This is a genomic window from Eudoraea sp. (assembly GCF_049665975.1).
GTDB lineage: Bacteria > Bacteroidota > Bacteroidia > Flavobacteriales > Flavobacteriaceae > Eudoraea.
The window spans coordinates 1-22,159 of the sequence record NZ_JBATGR010000098.1 but is presented as its reverse complement, the minus strand read 5'-3'; the positions used below and the strand labels follow the sequence as shown (position 1 = coordinate 22,159).

Genomic DNA, 22,159 nt, shown 5'->3' with positions numbered 1-22,159 from the left:
GAGTTAAATCTTTAAGATCTGAACCATCCAGATTTACGGCATACACGTGATAATTTTCATCTCCTCCGTTATCCATCAAATATACCATGCGTTCATTATTCACCCAGCCGTAGCCCCTAACCAACTCCTCTTTTTCTTCTATGGCACGAGTTATATCTCCAGTTGAGATTTCTTTTACATAAATATGGCGCTTTCCATTATCATCTTTTTCACGATAAGACATATATTTTCCATCAGGAGAAAATCTAAAAGTAGAAGCCTTGGGCTTAGCAAAATAATCCTCTACGGTGTATCTGTAATTTCCCTTGTCCATGGCTGCCAAATTATTTAGTTCTTCATCGGAACTTACCAATTCAGGATTTCCAGGAATAGTTTTAACTGTTTTTTCCAGCAACAAGGGAAGTTCCATTTCACCCTGATAGAAGGTGCCTTCCATTTTTTCTCCTTCAATCTTTCCTACATATTTAATTCCAGCTTGTTTAAAAATAATGGTTAACTCATTTTCAATAACTGAAGTTTCATCCATGGGAATGTCTGTTGCGCCTTGGGATGGACTGTCCATCGTCGATGAGTAATTACCATCTGTTTCAGTTACATTGAATATCAATGGCATTTCATTTCCCTGTATGGCAATGTTCCCTTTCCAGGAACCAACTGCGTCTTGAGCATAGACAACTGCTCCTAAAAGGATAAGGGCCATTGACATGAGTAGTCTAAAAATTTTAAAGTTTAAATTCATAGTGGAATTTTTTATGATTTATTAATAATTTGATAATTTACACTTCCAATAAGTATTAAAAATAGCCTTTTTGTTACAGAGGGAAATGCTAAATTATCCTTTAAATATATGATAGTATAAAAATTAAGGAATTCAACTTATGACAAATGGTGTAATTATGGAAGTAAATGGTGCTTTCATTACCAACTGGAAAGTTTTCCTGGGATAGTCTATGTGCATTAACAAGGCATTTTTGTCTATTTTTTTTTGCCTTTCTTTATAACCGGTGGATACTTTGAAAATACTTTGGCTACAATTTCATAAAGCTTCTTTTCTCTGGTATTTGGTGAACTATTTTCACTAAAATTACTTAGACTTATGGCTTGCCAAAACAAGGCATCCTTTTGACTGTCTACCAGATCAAAAATTAATTCCCGTTCCAGATTAGAACCACCAAGGGGAACTCCAATAGAAACGCCTCCTCCTACATTGCCACTTGTGCCACCTATTCCTACACCTACCGTGCTGTTATTTGGAGTTACAAAAGATTTGCTTTGAACATTTACATAAAAATCCGGTTCCTCTGATAACAAAATTCCGCGCCTTTGCATAGTTGAATCAATTGCATTATAAAGGCGCCTGGAATCCAAATCACTGAGGCCGGTTTGTATTTCAGGATAATAATTGTAGGTGCTGTAATTGGTAAAGTCTACAGTTTTGTCAAAATCATAGTTTACCCTTACTGTACTACAGGAAATTACGGATACAAGAACCAATAAGATCATTATATTTCTCATAAACGATTTTATATAAAAATAAATAAAAAATCCAGCGATGCTGAAAATTGCATTATTTAATCGTTCAATAGCAGCCAAAGCTTATCTTTTAGGTCGTTAAGACCTAATTCTGATACAGAAGAGATAAATATATAAGGGGTTTGCTTTAGATCCTTATCCAATTCAATTTTCATTTCCCCAATCAGCTCATCATCCAGCATATCCGACTTGGAGATGGCTACTAATCTATTTTTATCCAGAAGTTCAGGATTATACTTTTTTAGTTCATTTAATAGAATTTCATACTCTCTGCTAATGTCATTGCTATCTGCAGGTATTAAAAAAAGTAAAATGGAATTTCGTTCAATATGTCTTAGAAAATAATGCCCTAATCCTTTGCCTTCTGCAGCCCCCTCTATTATACCAGGTATATCTGCCATTACGAAACTCCTAAAATCGCGGTATTTTACAATTCCTAAGTTCGGTTTAAGGGTAGTAAATTCATAATCTGCTATTTTAGGCTTTGCTGATGTTAATACTGATAGCAATGTAGATTTTCCGGCATTTGGAAATCCAACCAAACCTACATCGGCCAAAACTTTAAGTTCCAGCGTCAATTGTTTTTCCTGCCCTGGAATCCCGGGCTGCGCATACCTGGGGGTTTGGTTCGTAGCTGTCTTGAAGTGCCAATTACCACGCCCGCCTTTACCTCCTTCAGCGGCAATTATCTCTTCTCCGTGTGCTGTAATCTCAAATAGCAATTCATTGGTCTCCGAATCGCGCGCAATTGTTCCCAGGGGTACGTCCAAAAACACATCCGCCCCATCGGCACCAGTACTTCTGTTTTTACTTCCATGTTCGCCGTGTCCGGCCTTAAAATGTCGTTTAAATTTGTACCCAAGAAGTGTCCAAAGGTTTTCATTACCGCGAATGATGATATGACCTCCTCTACCGCCATCACCTCCGTCAGGCCCTCCTTTTGTTATATATTTTTCCCTGTGCAAATGCATGGATCCTTTACCCCCATTACCAGAGCTAACATACATCTTTACATAGTCCACAAAATTCCCTTCGGTCATCGCTCAATATTCGTTTTAAAAAAATGGCAGTAGTATAATCTGGTCTATGTTCGTATTCAGATCACCCTTCGACCTGTATCTCCTGAATTACGGCGCCAAGGCGCTCCGTAATCTCTTCTATAGCTCCAATACCATTTACGCTATAGAATTTATCCTGAGATAGATAATACTCTTTAAGAGGAGCTGTTTTTTGATTGTATTCTTCAAAGCGATTTCTTATCTTCTCCTCATCCTGATCATCCGTTCTGCCACTAATTTTACCTCTTTCCAATAAACGTTGTACAAGCTCTTCATCATTGGCATCTAAGGCAATAGTTGCGTCAATTTGCATTTCCTTTGAATCCATTAAATTATCCAGTGCTTTTGCCTGGGCTACAGTTCTGGGAAAACCATCAAAAATAAATCCGTTAGCTTCCGGATGTTTTTCTACTTCATCCCTTAGCATCTTAATGGTAACCTCATCCGGAACCAGTTCGCCCTTATCCATATAGGTTTGTGCTAACTTTCCAAGTTCGGTATTGTTCTTAATATTATATCTAAAAACATCTCCAGTAGAAATATGCAATAGATTATATTGATTCTTTAAAAAAGCAGCTTGTGTTCCCTTACCTGCTCCTGGTTTTCCAAAAAGTACAAGATTAATCATATGGTTTTGGTTTAGTTGGTATACATCTCTTAAATTTCTTCCCTGTTCTTTATAATCCAACCCATAACCTACAATAAACTTATTTGGAATCTCTATTCCAATGTAGTCAATGGGATATTCCCCGTTGTAAATTTCGTGTTTATAAAACAGGCTTGCTATTTTAAACTCCTTGACATTAGTCTTTGCAAATAAATGGACCAATTCCTGTAGGGTCCTCCCAGTGTCAATAATGTCTTCTATAATAACCACACTTCTACCCTCCAGATTTTCAGGAAGATCCAAGAGTGTTTCTACAATCCCTGTAGATATCAGGCCCCTGTATGAAGCTAATTTCACGAATGAAACCTCACATGTATGGGGATAACATTTCAATAAATCAGAAATAAACATAAAGGCTCCGTTAAGAACCCCAACAAATATGGGTACTTCATCTTTGTAGTCATTAGCAATCTCAGCGGCAATTCTTTCAATTGCAAGTTGTATTTCTTCTTCCTTCAGAAATGGCTTAAACAATTTGTCGTGCAGCTTTATCAATGGTATCGGTTTTATAGGAGGGCAAAGATAGCATTTTGCTTTCTCTTTTTTAGGCTTAGAGCGGCAGATTCTAACATTTAGATGTATTTTTGTAGCCAGTCAAAATAATCTTAATCACCTGAGAAAGTATAAGTTCATGAATTTCTTTTCTTCTGATTTTAAGCTAGGCATTCTTGGAGGAGGTCAGCTGGGTAAAATGCTTCTGTACGAAACAAGAAAGTTTGATATTTATACCAAAGTGCTGGATCCATCGCCCGAGGCTCCGTGCAAAATTGCCTGTAACGAATTTGTTCAGGGCAGTTTGATGGATTTTGATGTAGTTTACAACTTTGGAAAAGAAGTAGATTTACTTACTATTGAAATTGAAAATGTTAATTTAGATGCTCTTGAAAAGTTGGAAGGAATAGGCAAAACGGTTTATCCTTCTTCAAGGGTCCTACGCACTATTCAAAATAAGGCTAAACAGAAGTTATTCTATATTGACAATCAAATTCCTACAGCTCCATTTTCCAGATTTGCCTATACAAGTGAAATAAAGGATAGTGTTGCGCATGGAGGTATTGCTTTTCCTTTTGTATGGAAAAGTGCTCAATTTGGATATGACGGGCAAGGTGTAAAAATTGTACGTTCCCTGAATGATCTTGAAAATCTTCCCAATGTAGAGTGTATTGCTGAGGATCTTATTCCTTTTAAAAATGAACTGGCCGTTATAGTATCGAGAAATGTCCATGGTGAAGTAATCGATTATCCGGTAGTGGAAATGGAATTTCATCCGGAAGCAAATCAGGTTGAATATGTATTATGCCCGGCCAGAATTGATAATTCAGTTGCTATTAAAGCAAGAAAGATAGCTTTAAAACTATCTGAAAAATTACAACATGTAGGCCTTCTGGCGGTTGAAATGTTTCAAACATCAGAAGATGAAATTTTAGTCAATGAGGTAGCTCCCAGACCCCATAATAGTGGTCATTACAGTATAGAAGCCAGCTATACAAATCAATTTGAACAACACCTAAGAGCCATCCTTGGATTTCCTCTTGGTTCTTCAGAAAGCAAATTGGCTGGGGTTATGGTTAATTTGGTTGGTGAAGAAAAACATACCGGCGAAGTGGTTTATCAAAATATTGAAGAAATTTTTAAACTAAGCGTAGTTACACCTCATATTTACGGTAAACAGGAAACACGTCCGTTCAGGAAAATGGGACATGTAACCATTATAAATAAAGATATAAATGAGGCCCGTATTATAGCCGAAAAAGTAAAAAAAACGATTAGAGTAATAAGCAAATAATAATAATATGAGCAAAGTAGCAGTAATTATGGGCAGCTTAAGTGATCTTCCTGTTATGCAGGAAGCCGTTGATATTTTAAAGGGATTTGATATTGAAGTAGAAGTTGATATTGTATCTGCCCACAGAACGCCAGATAAATTATATGAATTTAGCAAACAAGCTCATAAAAATGGATATTCGGTTATCATAGCAGGTGCCGGTGGCGCAGCCCATTTACCTGGAATGGTAGCTTCTCTTTCCCCTCTCCCGGTAATAGGTGTACCAGTAAAAAGTAGTAACTCTATTGATGGATGGGATTCGGTTTTGTCTATTTTACAAATGCCCGGGGGTGTTCCGGTAGCCACCGTTGCCCTTAACGGAGCAAAAAATGCAGGTATTCTTGCAGCGCAAATCATAGGTAGCAGTGATAAGTGTGTAATGGATAAAATTCTTTTATTTAAAGAAGGACTAAAGGAAAAAGTAGTTAAGGGCGCTCAGGAACTAAATAAATCTAAATAGGAAATTTAGACATTGTTATCCTCCGCAGATTAATTCCTCTACATAAACAAAGTAATAAACATCGGTCTATATATGAATCCATTATTAACCCCATTTGATACGGCACCCTTTTCTAGTATTAAGAATGAACATTTTATGCCGGCCTTTCTGCAAGCCATTGAAAATGCTCGTAAAGAAATTGATGACATAACCAATTCTGAAAAAGAACCCACCTTTGAGAATACTATTGAGGCTTTGGAATTCTCAGGTCAACAATTGGAACGCATTGCCAGTCTGTTTTTCAACCTGAATTCTGCAGAAACAAATGATACCATCCAGAAGATTGCTCAGGAGATATCTCCATTGCTGTCCGAGTTTAATAATGATATTATACTTAATGAAAAATTATTCAGAAGAGTAAAAAATGTCTTTGAGAATAAAGAGAAATACCACCTGACAGTAGAACAAGACACCTTACTTGATAAAAAGTATAAAAATTTTAGCAGAAATGGCGCTAATCTCAATGAAGATCAAAAAATACGCCTTAGGGAGATTGATACAGCACTTGCTACACTAAAATTAAAATTTGGTGAAAATCTTTTAAAGGAGACCAATAAATATGAAATGCACCTCACAAACGAAGATGACCTTGACGGACTTCCGGAAAGTGCAAAGGATGCAGCAGCGCAGTTAGCAAAAAATAAAGGTAAAATAGGATGGCTTATTACTCTGGATTATCCAAGTTATATTCCATTTATGAAATATGCATGCAACAGAGAACTAAGAAAAGAGTTGTCAATAGCATTTGGCAGCAAAGGGTTCCATAATGATGAACTTGACAATCAGGCTTATGTTCTCCAAATTGCCAATCTTCGACATGAAAGAGCCAATTTATTAGGCTATAAAAGTCATGCTGATTTCATTTTAGAAGAACGAATGGCCGAAACTCCGGAAAAAGTATATGACTTTTTAAAGGAATTATTGATAAAGGCAAAACCTGCAGCAAAGCGGGAATTTAAAGAACTATCAATGTTTGCAAAAGAACTGGATGGAATTGAACAACTACAGTCCTGGGACGGATCTTATTACTCTGAAAAATTAAAACAAAAACGCTTTAGCCTTGACGATGAAAAGTTGAAACCATACTTTAAGCTGGAAAATGTTATTGAAGGAGTATTTATGATAACCGAAAGACTATACGGGTTGTCATTTAAAGAAGTCTTTGATGTGGATAAGTATCATCCGGAAGTTAAGACGTATAGAATTTATGATGATAAGCATGAATTTGTATCCTTATTCTATGCCGATTTTCATCCCAGGGAAGGAAAGCGCGCCGGGGCCTGGATGACTTCATTTAAGCCCCAGTTTGTATTGAACAACAAGAATGAAAGACCTCAGATTTCAAACGTTTGTAATTTTACGAAACCTACAGAAAATAAACCCTCTCTATTAACTTTTAATGAAGTTACTACGCTCTTTCATGAATTTGGGCATGCGCTGCACGGTATTCTTGCAAATACCACATATCCAAGTTTATCCGGTACTTCTGTCTATTGGGATTTTGTAGAGCTACCCAGTCAGATTTTGGAAAACTGGTGTTATGAAAAAGAAGCTCTGGCAGTATTTGCAAGGCACTATGAGACAAAAGAACCTATTCCTATGTCCTTAGTTGAAAGTATAAAAGAATCTGCAACATTTCAGGAGGGGATGGCCACAATGCGTCAACTCAGTTTTAGTTTCCTGGATATGTCATGGCATGGATCTGATCCATCTGCTATTTCAGATGTGAAGAAACACGAAGTTAAAGCTTTCGAAGACACTTTACTTTACCCAAATAACCCGGAGACATGTATGAGCGTATCATTCGCCCACATTTTTCAGGGTGGTTATTCCGCGGGTTATTACAGCTACAAATGGGCTGAAGTATTAGATGCCGACGCCTTTGATTATTTTAAAGAAAAAGGGATTTTTAGCAGAGACGTAGCCGAAAAATTTAAAGAACATATCCTTTCCAAAGGAGGAACTGAAAAACCAATGGTTCTTTATAAGCGCTTTAGAGGAAGGGAGCCTAAAATTGAAGCGCTTTTAGAACGTGCTGGATTAATGAAAAAGACGGCTTAGTTTAATTTTTTACTTTTAAGGCATCATAGCCGCCCTGCAGGTCTATTACTTCTGTATAACCGGCGGAGTTGAGCATTTCAGCAGCACTTGCACTACGTCCGCCTTTTTTGCAGTAGACATAAATAGTTTTATCTTTTTCCACGGTCTTGAATTCATTCATAAAATTCTCATCATACCAATTAATATTGACTGCATTATCCAGATGACCCTCAGCATACTCCTCAGGCGTGCGAACATCTATAAGAACTGCGTTTTCGAGATGCTGAGGTGTCAATTCCGTGATTGACATGGATTTAGTTTGAGTACAGCTTATTTGAGTAATTAATAAAAGAATGAGATAACCGATATTTTTCATAATAGGGGGTATTAAGTTTAAAATTAATATTTTCACTAAAATTAATTTATTTTTGGATGCGACAAGTATCAATATGACGGAAAATCAATTAAATCCTACTTCATGGGTCGACCAATACGCCGACTATCTCTTTAATTATGCCGTGGCGCGCGTAAGTGATGCGGAGATTGCAAAAGATTTGGTACAGGAAACTTTCCTGGCCGGTTTAAAATCGGCTAAAAATTATCAGGGAGCTGCTACGGAACGCACCTGGCTCATTGCTATTTTAAAACGAAAAGTCATAGATTATTACAGGAAAATTAATTCTAAAAAAGGCAAGGCAGAAGTGCGAATTAATTATAGTAGCCATAGCGATTCTGAAGGAGATTGGCTGGAAGAAAATGTAGCGGATCCATTTAGCATGCTTGAAAATGACCAAATAGAAAATGTAGAATTAGGACAAGCTATTCAGGAATGTATTTCTAAGCTGCCAAAAAAACAGTCTGCGGTATTTATTATGAAAACTATACGAGGATTGAGTACGGAAGATATATGTAATGAACTTGGGATTAACCCGTCTAACCTATGGGTAATGGTGCACAGAGCGAGAACGAACCTTATGGGTTGCCTCAATGAAAATTGGTTTAAGTTATGATTAATTGCGAGAAAGCAAGTACAATTTGCAATAAAAAACAATACAGGGAAGCAACACTTCTTGAACAAATTCAACTAGGTTTTCACCTTTTGTATTGTAAAGCCTGCGCTGCATTTTCTAGGAAAAACAAAAAGCTAACCATTCTTTGTGATAAGGCCAATTTGCATATCCTTTCTGAACAGGAAAAGGAACAAATGAAAGAGAAGATTGATCATAATATCTAAATATAACTCTGCAGAAATACCAGGATTCCCAGCCAGCAAATTGGAATACTTTCTACATAAAATGAGGCAAAATATTTTGATTGATTTCTATGCGTCATAAGAAGCATTATAATTAAAATCAAAAAGAGTATTGTATTTCCAATAATTTCTAACCGACTTAATTCGTCTTTAAGAAAAGTTATCAAATAAAAAATAAGTGACAAGAGCATGCCAAGGTTTCTGGTTTGAGATACTCCAATACGCTGCGGTATGGTCTTAAGATTCAATTCATCATATTCAAGATCCCGAATCTCAAATGGAATTAACAATATAAGAATCAGAATAAACCGTTGAAGTATTTGAAGCCAAATGTCCCATGAAAATGAAATGGCCGAAGATATCACAGGAATTATGACAGTAATTCCGGTCCACACCAGTGCCACCAATATTACTTTTAAGATGCCTATGCTCCTTAGATTCTTATGCTTTGGAGAAACCGGTAATGCATACAATACGATAAAAAGTGCCATCACAAAACAACTGAACCATACCGCATAGCTCAAAAAAAAGAAATGATAGCCTGCAAGCGCTAATACTATTAAGCTGAAAACTTGTATTTGTTTGTGATAGCTATTCTTTACCAGGAAATATCTTTTTGCCCCAACTCCATATTTAATAAAATTATAAGTCGGTATGGTTCCAAAAAAAACGAAAAGAAGCAGATGATGATCTGGTAAAATGTTTAAGTATAGATTGGTGATCAATAATAGGCTTATCACAGCAAATGCCACATGAATACTGGCATCCAGATAAAAATTAAAAATACGGCTTAACCACACCATTAAACAAAAATAGCTAAACTGTTCATAACGTATCTTTTTCGTTAAAAACTTTAGGTTACCCCGCTATGAAATAGATTATTTTACAAGAATTAATCCCTAATTTTGTTCACTATTATTTTAGCTTTAAAATCGGGAATTATGATGACAGACCTGTTTGCTTCAAGACATATAGGTATTCGAAAAGAAGATCTGCCTAAAATGCTTAAAACCATTGGCGTGGAAAGTATAGACCAGCTTATTTATGAAACCATTCCCAGTGAGATAAGGCTTAAAAAACCTTTAGATCTTAGCAGGGAAATGAGCGAACATAAATTCTTGTCGCATGTAAATTCCCTTTCTTTAAAAAACAAGGTATACAAAACTTATATCGGTCTGGGATATAACGAATGTATTACACCATCTGTCATTAAAAGAAACATTCTTGAAAACCCGGGGTGGTATACAGCTTACACTCCATATCAGGCAGAAATTGCACAAGGACGACTGGAAGCCTTATTAAACTTCCAGACCATGATTTGCGATCTTACCGGAATGGAGCTATCAAATGCGTCACTTTTAGACGAAAGTACTGCAGCCGCGGAAGCGATGACCATGCTTTTTGATGTCAGAAACAGGGAACAAAAGAAAAATGACGTCGTTAAATTTTTTGTGTCCAATGAGGTACTGCCACAGACCTTATCATTGCTGCAAACCAGATCAAAACCCCTTGGAATTGAATTAGTTACCGGAGATCATGAAGCATTTGAGTTTGGTGAGGGTTTTTATGGAGCCCTTTTGCAGTACCCAGGCAAATATGGTCAGGTATATGATTATAAAAGCTTTGTTCAAAAAGCCAGAGATAAAGAGATAAAAGTTGCCGTAGCGGCAGATATACTCAGTTTGGTTTTATTAACCCCTCCTGGTGAAATTGGAGTAGATGTAGTTGTTGGAACCACACAAAGATTTGGAATTCCTTTGGGCTATGGGGGGCCACATGCAGCCTTTTTTGCCACGAAGGAGGCTTTTAAAAGAAATATCCCGGGAAGAATTATAGGGCTTACCAGAGATACAGATGGAAACCAGGCATTGCGCATGGCTTTGCAAACCAGAGAACAGCATATTAAAAGAGATAAGGCAACATCTAATATTTGTACAGCACAAGTTTTACTTGCTGTGATGGCAGGGGCCTATGCTGTTTATCATGGGCCACAAGGTTTAAGATATATAGCGGATAAAGTTCATCATAACGCAAGGATATTAAGTCAGTTACTTGAAAAACAAGGATTTGAACAATTGAACACAGCTTTTTTTGACACCATTAAAGTGCGGGTTCCGGATGGCAAATCTTTAAAATCAAAAGCTGAAAAGAATGGTATTAATTTCAATTATATTGATAATAATACCGTTTCCATATCGATCAATGAGGCAACAAGCCAGGACGATATTAAACTAATTTACACTTGCTTTAGTGAATTGACCGGATCGAAAGATATTTATTCTCTTGATGTAAAAACAAAGGATGTTATTCCACATTCGTTAATACGCAATACACTGTTCCTGGACAACGAGATCTTTAATTCATATCATTCCGAGACAGAACTAATGCGCTATCTCAAAAAATTAGAACGCAAAGACCTGGCACTAAATCAGTCTATGATCTCACTGGGTTCTTGTACAATGAAATTAAATGCTGCTAGCCAAATGCTGCCTCTGAGCATGCCTGCATGGGGAAACATCCATCCATTTGTTCCTGTAGAACAAGCAGAGGGTTATCATACAATACTGGAGGAACTGGAAAGAGATTTGACAGAAATTACGGGTTTCGCAGGCACTTCCCTGCAACCCAATTCGGGTGCACAAGGTGAGTATGCCGGATTAATGACTATTAGGGCATATCATGAATCCAGAGGCGAAGCTTATAGAAACATCTGTATTATTCCGGCATCGGCTCATGGTACTAATCCGGCTTCGGCTGTAATGGCCGGAATGAAAGTTGTTGTAACTAAAACAGATGAGAGAGGAAATATAGATATGCTGGACCTACAGGAGAAAGTAGAAATACATTCAGAAAATTTGGCTGCATTAATGATTACCTATCCTTCAACGCATGGAGTTTTTGAATCCTCCATTAAAAAAATAACACAACTCATTCACGACAATGGAGGCCAGGTTTATATGGATGGTGCCAATATGAATGCCCAGGTAGGATTAACAAACCCGGCAACAATTGGAGCTGATGTATGCCATCTCAACCTACACAAAACTTTTGCAATACCACATGGTGGCGGCGGACCCGGAGTAGGGCCTATTTGTGTTGCAGAACAATTGGTTCCTTTCCTCCCGGGCAATCCGGTTATAAAAACTGGTGGCAAAAAAGCAATTACTGCAATTTCAGGGGCTCCATGGGGCAGTTCACTGGTTTGCTTAATTTCTTATGGTTATATTAAGATGCTGGGAGAGGCCGGTTTAACTGAATCCACAAAAATTGCTATTCTAAATGCTAATTATATAAAGAATAGGTTGAGTGGAAAATTTGATGTTCTTTACACCGGAGAAAAAGGCCGCGCAGCGCATGAAATGATTATAGATTGCAGGCCATTTAAACAAAATGGAATAGAGGTTACTGATATTGCAAAACGCTTAATGGACTATGGTTTTCATGCCCCAACCGTATCTTTTCCTGTAGCCGGCACCCTTATGATAGAGCCCACAGAAAGTGAAAATCTTGATGAATTAGATCGATTTTGCGATGCTATGCTATCAATCCGAAAAGAAATTGATCATTCTTCATCAGAGGATACAAATAATATATTGAAAAATGCTCCCCATACTTTGCATATGGTGACTAATGATTCTTGGGATTTCCCATATTCAAGGCAAGAGGCTGCATTTCCATTACCATTTGTTAATGAAAATAAATTTTGGCCCAGCGTTAGAAGAGTTGATGATGCCTATGGAGATCGTAATTTAATATGTACCTGTGCTCCGATTGAAGCGTATGCAGAAGCATAGCTTAGCCCTTATAAACAGGGATTTGAAAGGCTAAACCAATGCTGTAGAATTAATACTAATGCTGTAGATTTCTTCTGAACATCGTAATTGATTACTATGCGCGCATAGTACAGCAGGATTTTTTATTATTTTGCCTAAAACTAAGTCAACTTCACTAAACATGAGTATTGGAATTAGCGGCACAGGGTGTTATATCCCGTTGATCACTACTCAAAACAAAGATTTTGAGCAACATAATTTTCTTACCAGTGAGGGAACTCCCCTTGCCTATACCAACGAGGTTATCATTGAAAAGTTTAAGGCCATAACGGGTATTGATGAAAGGCGTTATGCCAATAAAGAACTGAATACTTCAGATTTGGGATTTTTTGCAGCCAGGGATGCCATTGAAGACGCCGGAATTGATGCTGAAGAACTGGATTATATAATTTTTGCACATAATTTTGGAGACGTAAACCACGGACAATCCCAGAGTGATACCGTGCCTAGTTTAGCCACCAGGGTAAAGCATCTCCTAAAAATTAAAAATCCCAATTGTGTTGCATATGACATGCTTTTTGGCTGTCCGGGATGGATTGAAGGAGTAATCCAGGCAAATGCTTTTATCAAAAGTGGTATAGCCAAAAAATGTCTCGTAATTGGAGCTGAAACACTTTCCAGGGTAATTGATCAGCACGATCGGGATTCCATGATTTATTCAGATGGTGCCGGAGCTTGTATAATTGAAGATTCTGACAATTCAGGTGAGATTCTGGCACATACCTCAGCTACATATACCGATGAAGAAGCCTATTATTTATTTTTCGGCGAATCATTTAATAAGTCCTGTACCAACAAAACTCAATATATTAAAATGTACGGGCGTAAAATTTATGAATTTGCGCTAAATCATGTTCCAAATGCCATGAGAAATTCTTTGGAAAAAAGTGGTATCCCAATTGAAAAAATAAAAAAAATATTTATTCATCAGGCAAATGAAAAAATGGACGAGGCTATTGTAAATAGATTTTACAAGTCCTATAATTTAGAAATGCCTGAAGGAATTATGCCAATGAATATTCATGAAATGGGAAATAGTTCTGTAGCAACCGTTCCCACCTTATTTCATATGGTTAAAACCGGAAAAATAGCAAATCAGCATATAGAAAAAGGAGATGTTGTTATCTTTGCCAGTGTTGGCGCTGGCATGAATATCAACGCTATAGTCTATAGATGCTGAAAATATGTATGAAAAAACTTTTCCTGGTAAAAGGTATAAAACTACACTTGCCTTTCTTCAAAAACATATAACTTCTCAGGAATCCATATTGGATTTAGGAGTTTCAAACCCATTTTCTGAAATAATGAAGCAGGCTGGCTATAAAGTTGAAAATACTAAGGGCGAAGACCTGGATATAGATTTTAACTTTGCACAACATTCGAATGCCACGGTAGTCACTGCCTTTGAAATCTTTGAACACCTGGTGGCTCCTTACAATATTTTAAAAGCAATAAAGGCAGATAAAATTGTTGCTAGTGTCCCTTTGCGACTTTGGTTTTCCTCAGCCTACAGAAGTAAAACCGACCCATGGGATAGACACTATCACGAATTTGAAGCCTGGCAGTTTAATTGGTTGCTCGAAAAAGCGGGTTGGGAGATAAAAGATACCTTTAGCTGGACTAATCCTGTTAAGAAATTAGGACTTAGACCTTTATTACGCACTTTTACGCCCCGTTATTATATTGTTTATGCCGAGCGAAAAAAGATACCCGAAAGCACTGGATATATTACAACGGAATAATTATAACCTACCATCGTGAATTATTATATTGTAATCTGTGCACATAATGAAGAATCATACATAGCCGACACGCTTAATGCTGTTCTATCGCAAACCTTGCAACCAAAGAAAGTTATGGTTGTTAATGATAATTCTACAGACAAGACCGAAATTATTATAGATGAATTTGTTTCCGGAAACAACCGTATTGTGAAAGTCAACAGATCTTCCTCTACCCTTCATATACCCGGGGCTAAAGTTGTGGAAGCATTTAATGCAGGACTTGAGCTGCTAGACGACCAATACGATTTTATTGTCAAACTGGATGCTGATATTATACTCCCGAAGAACTACTTTGAAAAAATATCAGAACTAATTAATTCAGACCCAAGAGCCGGTATTTTAGGTGGGTTTGCTTATGAACAAGATGCTAAAGGATTGTGGAAATTAAATCACCCCATGAACAAAGATCATGTTCGCGGTGCTTTTAAGAGTTATACTAAACATTGTTTTAATGCTATAGGTGGCTTAAAAAATTCAATAGGCTGGGATACAGTTGATGAGCTATTAGCTCAGTATAATGATTTTAGAGTAGTTACAGATGATTCCTTAAAAATAAAGCATTTACGTCCTTTGGGAGCATCCTATAACAAACAGGCGCGTTATCTGCAAGGTGAAGCCATGTATCGGATGCGCTACGGTTATTGGATTAGTTTCATTGGCTCACTTAAAATTGCTTTAAAAAGGAAAAAGACGATATTATTTATCGATACTTTAAGAGGCTATTCAAAGGCCAAAAAAAAGAATCTTCCTTTTCTGGTTTCTCAAAAAGAAGGCGAATTCATTCGCAAACTCAGATGGCAAAATATTCTTAATAGATTATTCTAATATCTGTGCAATAGGCTTTCCAGTTGTTCCATTCGGAAATGCAATCCCAAGTAAAGTGGCAATGGTAGGGGCAATATCAGGGATTTCTGTTCTAAGAGCCGTTGAGCCCGGTTTGATACCTTTTCCATAAAAAATTAGTGGTGTATGGGTATCATAAATCTGAGCAGATCCGTGTGTGGATCCCGTTTTACTATAATCAATTATTCCAGGTTTTGGCACCATAAAAATATCACCGGAGCGTTTCATATTATATCCGTTTTGAATAATGTATGGAATACCGGTGGTGTATTCATTATTTTGCATTTGATATGCGGTGTATACCCTTTCAAAGACTTGGTATGAAAGTAATTCACTGGCCAAAGCCTCCTGGACTTCCTTCGGATTTAAATCTAAATTTTGAATAATTTTATGGTCAAGAAAAAGCTGGTTGTTAGAATAATTTTTAATTAAACCCACAGAGCCATATTTATATTTAATAAATTCTCCTAATTCTGATTGTATTTCAGCCCTATTAATATATCCAGCTGGTATTTTTTGATCTTTCAAATAGGCAGGAACATTAATTGCTCCATGATCTGCTGTAAGAAAAACAGTATATTCCCCGGCTCCCACTTTGGTGTCGAGATACTTTAATATACGTTCTAAATCACGATCCAAACGTATATATGTATCCTGTATTTCCTTTGAATTTACACCAAACCAATGTCCAACATAATCTGTACTTGAAAAACTAATTGCTAAAAAGTCTGTTATACTATCTGTACCCAGCTGCTCTCCTTTTAGTGCTTCTATTACAAAATCAGTGGTTATACTATTTCCAAAGGGTGTAACCTTGAGCAGGTCATATTTACTATTATTATCCCATAAACCGGGAAGGTCATGCGGGAAAACAGGAGTGCTTTCTCCTGTAAACAAACCCTCATAATTATTATTATCAGGACCGCTTTCCTTATAAGAAGTAATATCCTCAATAGTATTCCAGGGCTTCTTATATTTCTCTACAACCTTAGAAGAATTATAATCTAATACCCACCTAGGTAAATTCTCCATATAATAGGTACTGCTGATCCATTTCCCTTCGCCTCCGCCAAGGAACCAGTAAGCGGCATTTGCTGTATGACCACCAGGAAGAACAGCGCCTCTGTCTTTTAAAGCAATGGCAACAACTTTACCCTTCATTTGGGTGTGTAATCGTAATTGATCGGTAATAGTGGTTACCGTCAATCTATGAGGTGACATATTTCCTGCATTTGAAATCGCTCCAACTGTGGCGTAAGAATCATCGGATGCACAATAAACCGGTTCATCAATTTCCTTATCATACCAGTTATTTCCAATAATTCCATGCGTTGATGGAGTGGTGCCAGTGTACACAGATGCATGTCCCGGACCAGTACTGGTAGGCGAATAATTAAAATGGTTATTTTTACAATTAAAGCCCTCATTAACAAGGCGCTTAAAACCACCCGTCCCAAAATGGTTCCAAAAACGTGTCAGATAATCATAACGCATTTGATCAACAACAATACCAACAATCAACTTCGGCGTGGTTTTGAGGGGAGCAGAAACTTCTGTTTTAGCAGATTCCTTAACTCTTCGCTGAGATATTAAATTCGAAGAATAAAAAAAGAATGCAATTAATAAAATTGATGTGAAATAGTTTGTGGAAAACATTATATATAAATTCTGGTTTTAAAAATGCCTAAATTAAGTTTTAAAATTTTAAATGAAGGTTAAATGAAGGCTAATATTACTATTTTTACAGCTAGAAGTATCGCTTAGTATTATGAATTATATCTCATCTATTGGCAGCTATTCCATTATGGTTCGCGAGGTTTTTAAAAAACCTACTAAATGGTCAATAATGAAATCTTTAATTTTAAAGGAAATTGATGAACTAATATATGGTTCAATGGGGATAGTAATTTTTATCTCTGTATTCATTGGAGGTGTTGTGGCCATTCAAACAGCATTAAACCTCACAAATCCGTTGATCCCTAAAGACCTGATTGGATTTGCCACCAGGCAATCGGTTATACTGGAGTTTGCCCCTACATTTACATCAATCATCATGGCTGGTAAAGTGGGTTCTTATATTACATCGAGCATAGGTACGATGCGCGTAACCGAACAGATAGATGCATTGGAGGTTATGGGTGTAAATTCCCTTAATTATCTGGTATTTCCGAAGATAATAGCAATGCTATTTTACCCTTTTGTAATTGCCATATCCATGTACGTGGGAATATTTGGAGGGTTAATTGCGAATTCTTTAGGGGAATACAGTACCTCTTCTGAATTTATACAAGGGATACAATTAGATTTTATCCCTTTTCATGTAACTTATTCCTTTATTAAATCTATAGTTTTTGCATTTGTAATTGCTACTGTTCCTTCTTTTCATGGGTATTATATGAAAGGAGGTGCATTAGATGTTGGTAAAGCAAGTACAACCGCTTTTGTTTGGACCAGTGTGGTGATCATTATTTCTAATTTTGTTCTTACACAACTTTTATTAGGCTAATGATAGAAGTAGAAAACTTAAATAAATCGTTTGGAGATGCTCACGTATTAAAGGGCATAACTACTTCTTTTGAAAAAGGTAAAACCAATCTGATTATAGGTCAAAGCGGCTCTGGTAAGACGGTATTTATGAAATGTCTTTTGGGTTTAATTGTTCCGGATGACGGAACAATTAGTTATGATGGCCGAATGTTTTCAAAACTATCGGCTAAGGAAAAACGAGATTTAAGACAAGATATGGGGATGGTATTCCAGGGCAGCGCATTATTTGATTCCATGACTGTTGAAGAAAATGTTATGTTTCCTCTGGACATGTTTGCTAATCAATCCCGATCGGTAATGCAAGACCGGGCAAATATTGTACTAAAAAGGGTTAATCTAATTGACGCACATAAAAAATACCCTGCAGAAATTTCGGGAGGTATGCAGAAAAGAGTTGCTATAGCCAGAGCTATAGTAATGAATCCCAAATATTTATTTTGCGACGAACCAAACTCAGGCCTCGATCCCAATACTGCGATCTTAATAGATAACTTAATTCAGGAGATCACAAAGGAATTTGATATAATTACCGTAATTAATAGTCATGACATGAATTCGGTTATGGAAATTGGTGAAAAAATAATCTTTCTTAAAAATGGTATTAAAGAATGGGAAGGCACCAATAAAGAAATCTTTAAAACAGACAATAAAGCAATAACTGAATTTGTGTATTCCTCAGAATTGTTTAAAAAAGTAAGACAAATGTATATTGAGGAGCGAAATTAAATCGCACTTTATTTTACCACGACAGTGCTGTCATTCAATCGCAGTTTTAACCATTTACTTAGTTTTTGGGTATCTTCATTAAAATCTTGTTGCTTTGTATCTTTTTTCCATACGACTTCAAAAATTGGAATAGTATCAATTTTGGTAAAGTTTGTTGTAATGGTATAGGCAAACCTTAAACTTTCAAGATTTGGGTAATTGGATTTAGCTTCAGCACCTATCTGTTTAAATGGAATCTGTTTTGTAGTAAGTTTGCTCATATTTGCTAATTCCGATTCCAGTAACGTTATCCGTTCATCTTTATTTAATAATTCTGCCTTTTTAGACTCATATAGCTCATTTATATAATTGAATTTTATTTCAGAATCATCCCTTCCTCCCTGCACAATTTTTAGTTCTGTATCTTCTAACCTTGAAAATGAATTTTTTTGTTCAATCCAGCTATCAATAACATTATCAGGTATTAGTTCATCTCCCATGCAAACCAATTCAATTGTGGAACGTCCTTGCATGTTATAGTTAATTTCGGTAAGGTTATCTAAATACCTTCCCCTATCCTTAAATTTATATACTTCAATAGTCTGTTGAATTAAATCCTGTGCCTGGCTCATATATCTCGATTTCTGCCAAACGTTATAAAAGGTAATTATGGCGGGAATCATCACCAAGACGGCAATTAAAGTAGTAATCCTGGCAAAAAATCGTCTCTTTTTCGAATTAATATATTTGACCATTGGAAAACGGAGGAGCTTTAGAACAATCACTGTGGCAACGGCAATAAAAATGGTGTTGATAATAAAAAGGTACATAGCCCCGGTTGCATATTCCCAATTCCCAATTGCCAGTCCAAAACCTACGGTGCATAAAGGCGGCATTAAAGCCGTTGCAATAGCCACTCCAAAAATTACAGTGGCCACAGTTCCTTTTTTTGCCCTCGCTATGACCAAAGCGAAACCGCCAAAAAATGCAATGAGTACATCTCTGATATCCGGCTCGGTTCTAGCTAATAGCTCAGAGGATTCATCTCTTAACGGAAAAAATTCAAAAAATAAATATGCCGTAAGTATACTAATGACGACCATTACCGTAAAATTCTTCAAAGAACGCCTAAGGGTATCAATGTCATTTATGGCAATGGACATGCCTACACCTAAGATAGGACCCATTAGAGGAGAAATAAGCATGGCTCCTATTACAACAGCCGTAGAATTTGCATTTAGACCAATTGAAGCTATAAATATTGAACATATTAAAATCCAAATCGTATGCCCCTTAAAAGGTATGTCGGCAATAATAGCTTCTTTGGTGGCCTCCTGATCGGTATTCTGACGAATGTTTAACAGTTCACTTATAAACTTACGAGAACTTCCTAAAAATCCCTGAAAATCCTTTTTTGCTTGTTCTCCGCTAAGCTCATCATCATCATTGGATAATGGGTTTTTATTTTCATAATCTTCATTCATAACTATGTATATTGGTCTCCAAATCGCTTTTTTACTTCTGCCAAAACACTTTTAATAGATTGTTCTTTGGATTTGGGGTAAATCATTAAAACTTCTTCTTTGTCAACAATTATATAATCTTTTAATCCATCAATAACTGCAATTTTATCTTTTGGTAATCGAATCATATTTCCCGAAGCATCCTCACTTAAAACTTTACCGTTAACAATTGCATTGTCATCTTCATCTTTCTCAAGTTTGTGATATAACGAGCCCCAGGTACCCAGGTCATTCCAATCAAAAGTAGCCGGAAGAACAAATATTGCCCTGGCTTTTTCAAGGATGGCATAATCTATTGAAATATTATCCGCTCCTGGATAATTTTTATCGATGAATTCTTTTTCCCCCTCAGTATTTAATATATCATATCCGGAATTGAACAACTCATACTGCTCCGATTGGAATTCCTTGAACGCGGCTAAAATAGCTTTGATGCTCCAGATAAAAATGCCGGCATTCCAAAGGAAATTCCCTTGTTGTATAAATGATTTTGCTGTTTCATAATCCGGTTTCTCTCTAAACTGTTTTACTGCAAATAAACCTGAACTTTTTTCTTCCGGCGCTATTTGTTCAAATTCAATATAACCAAATCCCGTATTAGGGAAAGTAGGCTTTATTCCCAGGGTGCATATTACTTCCTCCTTTTCACATTTATCAAAACAACTCTTAACATTGAGCTCAAATGCCTTTTCATCTTCTATCCAATGGTCACTGGGAGCCACAATCATTAATCCCTCGGGGTTCATTTTTTTTATTTTCAAAGCTGCATATAAGATACATGGAGCAGTATTGCGCATAACCGGTTCCAAAATCACCTGATTTGAGCTTATCATAGGTAGCTGTCTCAAAACAAGGTCATTATACCTTTCATTAGTAAGAATTAGTATATTTTCTTTAGGTATAAAGTTATTGAGGCGACTAAAGGTTTTTTGTAAAAGCGTATCTCCTGCACCCAACATATCATGGAATTGCTTTGGGTATGCCGATGTACTAACCGGCCAAAACCTGGAACCTACTCCCCCAGCCATTAAAACCGCGTAGTAATTTTTATTTTTTTTCATTTATCATTTATTATTTACTACCTCAACTTCCGCATGGGGTTGAAATAGGTATATCCTTCCCGATGAGATTTCAATACACTCGTATCTTTTTACTTTTCTTAGCCCCTTCTTAAATAACTTCCCGTTATATAACTTAAAAATACTTCCGGAAGGTAATTCAAAAACTTGAATTTTATCAGTAGGAATATCATAAGCTTTCAAAGCCATAGACAAATTAACATCTGTACTGCTACTGGCTTTCGGGTTTCTAAAATGCTCTGCAAGGATTGGCAAAAGAGTAGAAGGAAATATTTCCGGTCTAATAAATGGAAGCATGAGGTACTGAAAAGTTTGCTTCCATTCTAAACCATGAGGTTTTATTCTTCTCCCAAATTTTTCAAACGCTACTAAATGTCCAATTTCATGAATAAGTGTTATTAAAAAACGATATTTATTTGGAGTTGCATTAACGGTAATTTGATGCGAACCATCAGGCATGAGACGATAATCTCCATGACGGGTAACTCTATGATTAACTATTTTTAAGTTCACGCTATATAACTTTATGAGCTCAAGACAAGGCGCGACTGCATTCTCCGGAAGGTATTTTAACAATGTTTCATTCATTGAAATAAAATATTTTTTATTATTTCCAGCCTAGTCATAAATACTTTTTTGATAAGAAAAGGAACTAAATAAATTTAAAAAACAAATTATTATCTAAATCAAGGGGTAGAGCTACTTACCTGTAAAAGCTTTCCATTGTAATAGCGCTGACCATTTAATGCGAAATCCATAATATAGTAGGCCATATCAATTGCCGTTATAGGTGCTTTATACCCGGGAAAAGCCTCTTCCAACATTTCTGTCTGGACTGCTCCAATTGCCAACACATTAAACGAAGGGCCTGTCTCTTTAAATTCTTCAGCCCATAACTCGGTGAGGGTAATAACTGCTCCTTTACTTGAACTATAAGCCGAAAGCCCAGGGAATTTAACGCTACCCTGTAC

22 protein-coding genes are annotated in these 22,159 nt (G+C 36.5%); 11 read left to right on the top strand and 11 right to left on the bottom strand.

The window, feature by feature from the left end:
- The 4 genes from WBN20_RS04020 to WBN20_RS04005 form a co-directional block, all read right to left on the bottom strand.
- Positions 1-739: TolB family protein (locus WBN20_RS04020; RefSeq protein WP_424280787.1), on the bottom strand; the 739-nt coding region annotated here is incomplete at its 3' end.
- A gap of 236 nt (positions 740-975) precedes the next feature.
- Positions 976-1,515: a DUF4136 domain-containing protein gene (locus WBN20_RS04015; protein WP_424280786.1), complete on the bottom strand. Its 540-nt coding sequence runs from the start codon at positions 1,513-1,515 to the stop codon at positions 976-978.
- Positions 1,516-1,571: 56 nt separating this feature from the next.
- Entirely contained in the window at positions 1,572-2,573 is a 1,002-nt protein-coding gene (gene obgE, locus WBN20_RS04010) for a GTPase ObgE (protein WP_424271429.1), read from the bottom strand.
- A gap of 61 nt (positions 2,574-2,634) precedes the next feature.
- Complete coding sequence (locus WBN20_RS04005; RefSeq protein ID WP_424280785.1) at positions 2,635-3,753, bottom strand: adenylate kinase; 1,119 nt, start codon at positions 3,751-3,753, stop codon at positions 2,635-2,637.
- 136 nt (positions 3,754-3,889) lie between these two features.
- On the opposite strand from WBN20_RS04005, the gene WBN20_RS04000 reads away from it, so the two are divergent.
- The 3 genes from WBN20_RS04000 to WBN20_RS03990 all read left to right on the top strand — a co-directional run bounded on the left by WBN20_RS04000 (position 3,890) and on the right by WBN20_RS03990 (position 7,643).
- The gene (locus WBN20_RS04000) at positions 3,890-5,044 is read left to right on the top strand and encodes a 5-(carboxyamino)imidazole ribonucleotide synthase (RefSeq protein WP_424280784.1); all 1,155 of its coding nucleotides are present in this window, start codon (positions 3,890-3,892) and stop codon (positions 5,042-5,044) included.
- A gap of 7 nt (positions 5,045-5,051) precedes the next feature.
- Positions 5,052-5,543, top strand: a complete 492-nt coding sequence (gene purE, locus WBN20_RS03995) for a 5-(carboxyamino)imidazole ribonucleotide mutase (RefSeq protein WP_424280783.1) — start codon at positions 5,052-5,054, stop codon at positions 5,541-5,543.
- A gap of 72 nt (positions 5,544-5,615) precedes the next feature.
- Positions 5,616-7,643, top strand: coding sequence for a M3 family metallopeptidase (locus WBN20_RS03990; RefSeq protein WP_424280782.1), 2,028 nt, complete (start codon positions 5,616-5,618; stop codon positions 7,641-7,643).
- 1 nt (position 7,644) lies between these two features.
- Here the strand turns inward: WBN20_RS03990 and WBN20_RS03985 are convergent, their stop codons facing one another.
- Positions 7,645-7,998 (bottom strand): rhodanese-like domain-containing protein, encoded by a 354-nt coding sequence (locus tag WBN20_RS03985; RefSeq protein WP_424280781.1) that lies wholly within the window; start codon positions 7,996-7,998, stop codon positions 7,645-7,647.
- A gap of 73 nt (positions 7,999-8,071) precedes the next feature.
- Here WBN20_RS03985 and WBN20_RS03980 point away from each other — a divergent pair, with 73 nt between their 5' ends.
- Both WBN20_RS03980 and WBN20_RS03975 read left to right on the top strand, forming a co-directional pair.
- Entirely contained in the window at positions 8,072-8,632 is a 561-nt protein-coding gene (locus WBN20_RS03980; protein ID WP_424280788.1) for a sigma-70 family RNA polymerase sigma factor, read from the top strand.
- Positions 8,629-8,856, top strand: coding sequence for a hypothetical protein (locus tag WBN20_RS03975; protein WP_424275604.1), 228 nt, complete (start codon positions 8,629-8,631; stop codon positions 8,854-8,856). Before WBN20_RS03980 ends, WBN20_RS03975 begins: the two co-directional genes overlap by 4 nt.
- On the opposite strand, the gene WBN20_RS03970 is transcribed toward WBN20_RS03975, so the two are convergent.
- Entirely contained in the window at positions 8,853-9,677 is an 825-nt protein-coding gene (locus WBN20_RS03970; RefSeq protein ID WP_424280780.1) for a hypothetical protein, read from the bottom strand. The genes WBN20_RS03975 and WBN20_RS03970 overlap by 4 nt on opposite strands.
- A 138-nt stretch (positions 9,678-9,815) precedes the next feature.
- Here WBN20_RS03970 and gcvP point away from each other — a divergent pair, with 138 nt between their 5' ends.
- The 4 genes from gcvP to WBN20_RS03950 all read left to right on the top strand — a co-directional run bounded on the left by gcvP (position 9,816) and on the right by WBN20_RS03950 (position 15,316).
- Positions 9,816-12,668, top strand: a complete 2,853-nt coding sequence (gcvP, locus tag WBN20_RS03965) for an aminomethyl-transferring glycine dehydrogenase (protein ID WP_424280779.1) — start codon at positions 9,816-9,818, stop codon at positions 12,666-12,668.
- A 160-nt stretch (positions 12,669-12,828) separates the two neighbouring features.
- Positions 12,829-13,887: a 3-oxoacyl-ACP synthase III family protein gene (locus WBN20_RS03960; protein WP_424280778.1), complete on the top strand. Its 1,059-nt coding sequence runs from the start codon at positions 12,829-12,831 to the stop codon at positions 13,885-13,887.
- Between the two features lie 4 nt (positions 13,888-13,891).
- Positions 13,892-14,449: a methyltransferase gene (locus WBN20_RS03955; RefSeq protein WP_424272293.1), complete on the top strand. Its 558-nt coding sequence runs from the start codon at positions 13,892-13,894 to the stop codon at positions 14,447-14,449.
- Positions 14,450-14,464: 15 nt separating this feature from the next.
- On the top strand, positions 14,465-15,316 hold the full coding sequence (locus tag WBN20_RS03950; protein ID WP_424272294.1) for a glycosyltransferase: 852 nt from the start codon (positions 14,465-14,467) through the stop codon (positions 15,314-15,316).
- Here the strand turns inward: WBN20_RS03950 and pafA are convergent.
- Entirely contained in the window at positions 15,308-16,990 is a 1,683-nt protein-coding gene (gene pafA / locus WBN20_RS03945; protein ID WP_424280777.1) for an alkaline phosphatase PafA, read from the bottom strand. The genes WBN20_RS03950 and pafA overlap by 9 nt on opposite strands.
- A 112-nt stretch (positions 16,991-17,102) precedes the next feature.
- On the opposite strand from pafA, the gene WBN20_RS03940 reads away from it, so the two are divergent.
- Complete coding sequence (locus WBN20_RS03940) at positions 17,103-17,840, top strand: MlaE family ABC transporter permease (RefSeq protein ID WP_424272296.1); 738 nt, start codon at positions 17,103-17,105, stop codon at positions 17,838-17,840.
- A complete protein-coding gene (locus WBN20_RS03935; RefSeq protein ID WP_424280776.1) occupies positions 17,840-18,607 on the top strand; it encodes an ABC transporter ATP-binding protein in 768 nt (255 codons plus the stop codon). The genes WBN20_RS03940 and WBN20_RS03935 overlap by 1 nt, the downstream gene beginning before the upstream one ends.
- A gap of 8 nt (positions 18,608-18,615) precedes the next feature.
- Here WBN20_RS03935 and WBN20_RS03930 read toward each other — a convergent pair whose 3' ends face one another.
- From WBN20_RS03930 to WBN20_RS03915, 4 genes are all read right to left on the bottom strand, one after another.
- Entirely contained in the window at positions 18,616-20,070 is a 1,455-nt protein-coding gene (locus tag WBN20_RS03930) for a DUF389 domain-containing protein (RefSeq protein WP_424280775.1), read from the bottom strand.
- 2 nt (positions 20,071-20,072) lie between these two features.
- Positions 20,073-21,170, bottom strand: coding sequence for a mannose-1-phosphate guanylyltransferase (locus tag WBN20_RS03925; protein ID WP_424280774.1), 1,098 nt, complete (start codon positions 21,168-21,170; stop codon positions 20,073-20,075).
- A gap of 3 nt (positions 21,171-21,173) precedes the next feature.
- Positions 21,174-21,776 carry a SprT-like domain-containing protein gene (locus WBN20_RS03920; RefSeq protein WP_424280773.1) on the bottom strand — a complete coding sequence of 201 codons (603 nt, stop codon included), beginning with the start codon at positions 21,774-21,776 and terminating at the stop codon, positions 21,174-21,176.
- Positions 21,777-21,874: 98 nt separating this feature from the next.
- On the bottom strand, positions 21,875-22,159 hold a 285-nt coding region (locus tag WBN20_RS03915), incomplete at its 5' end, for an SDR family oxidoreductase (protein ID WP_424280772.1).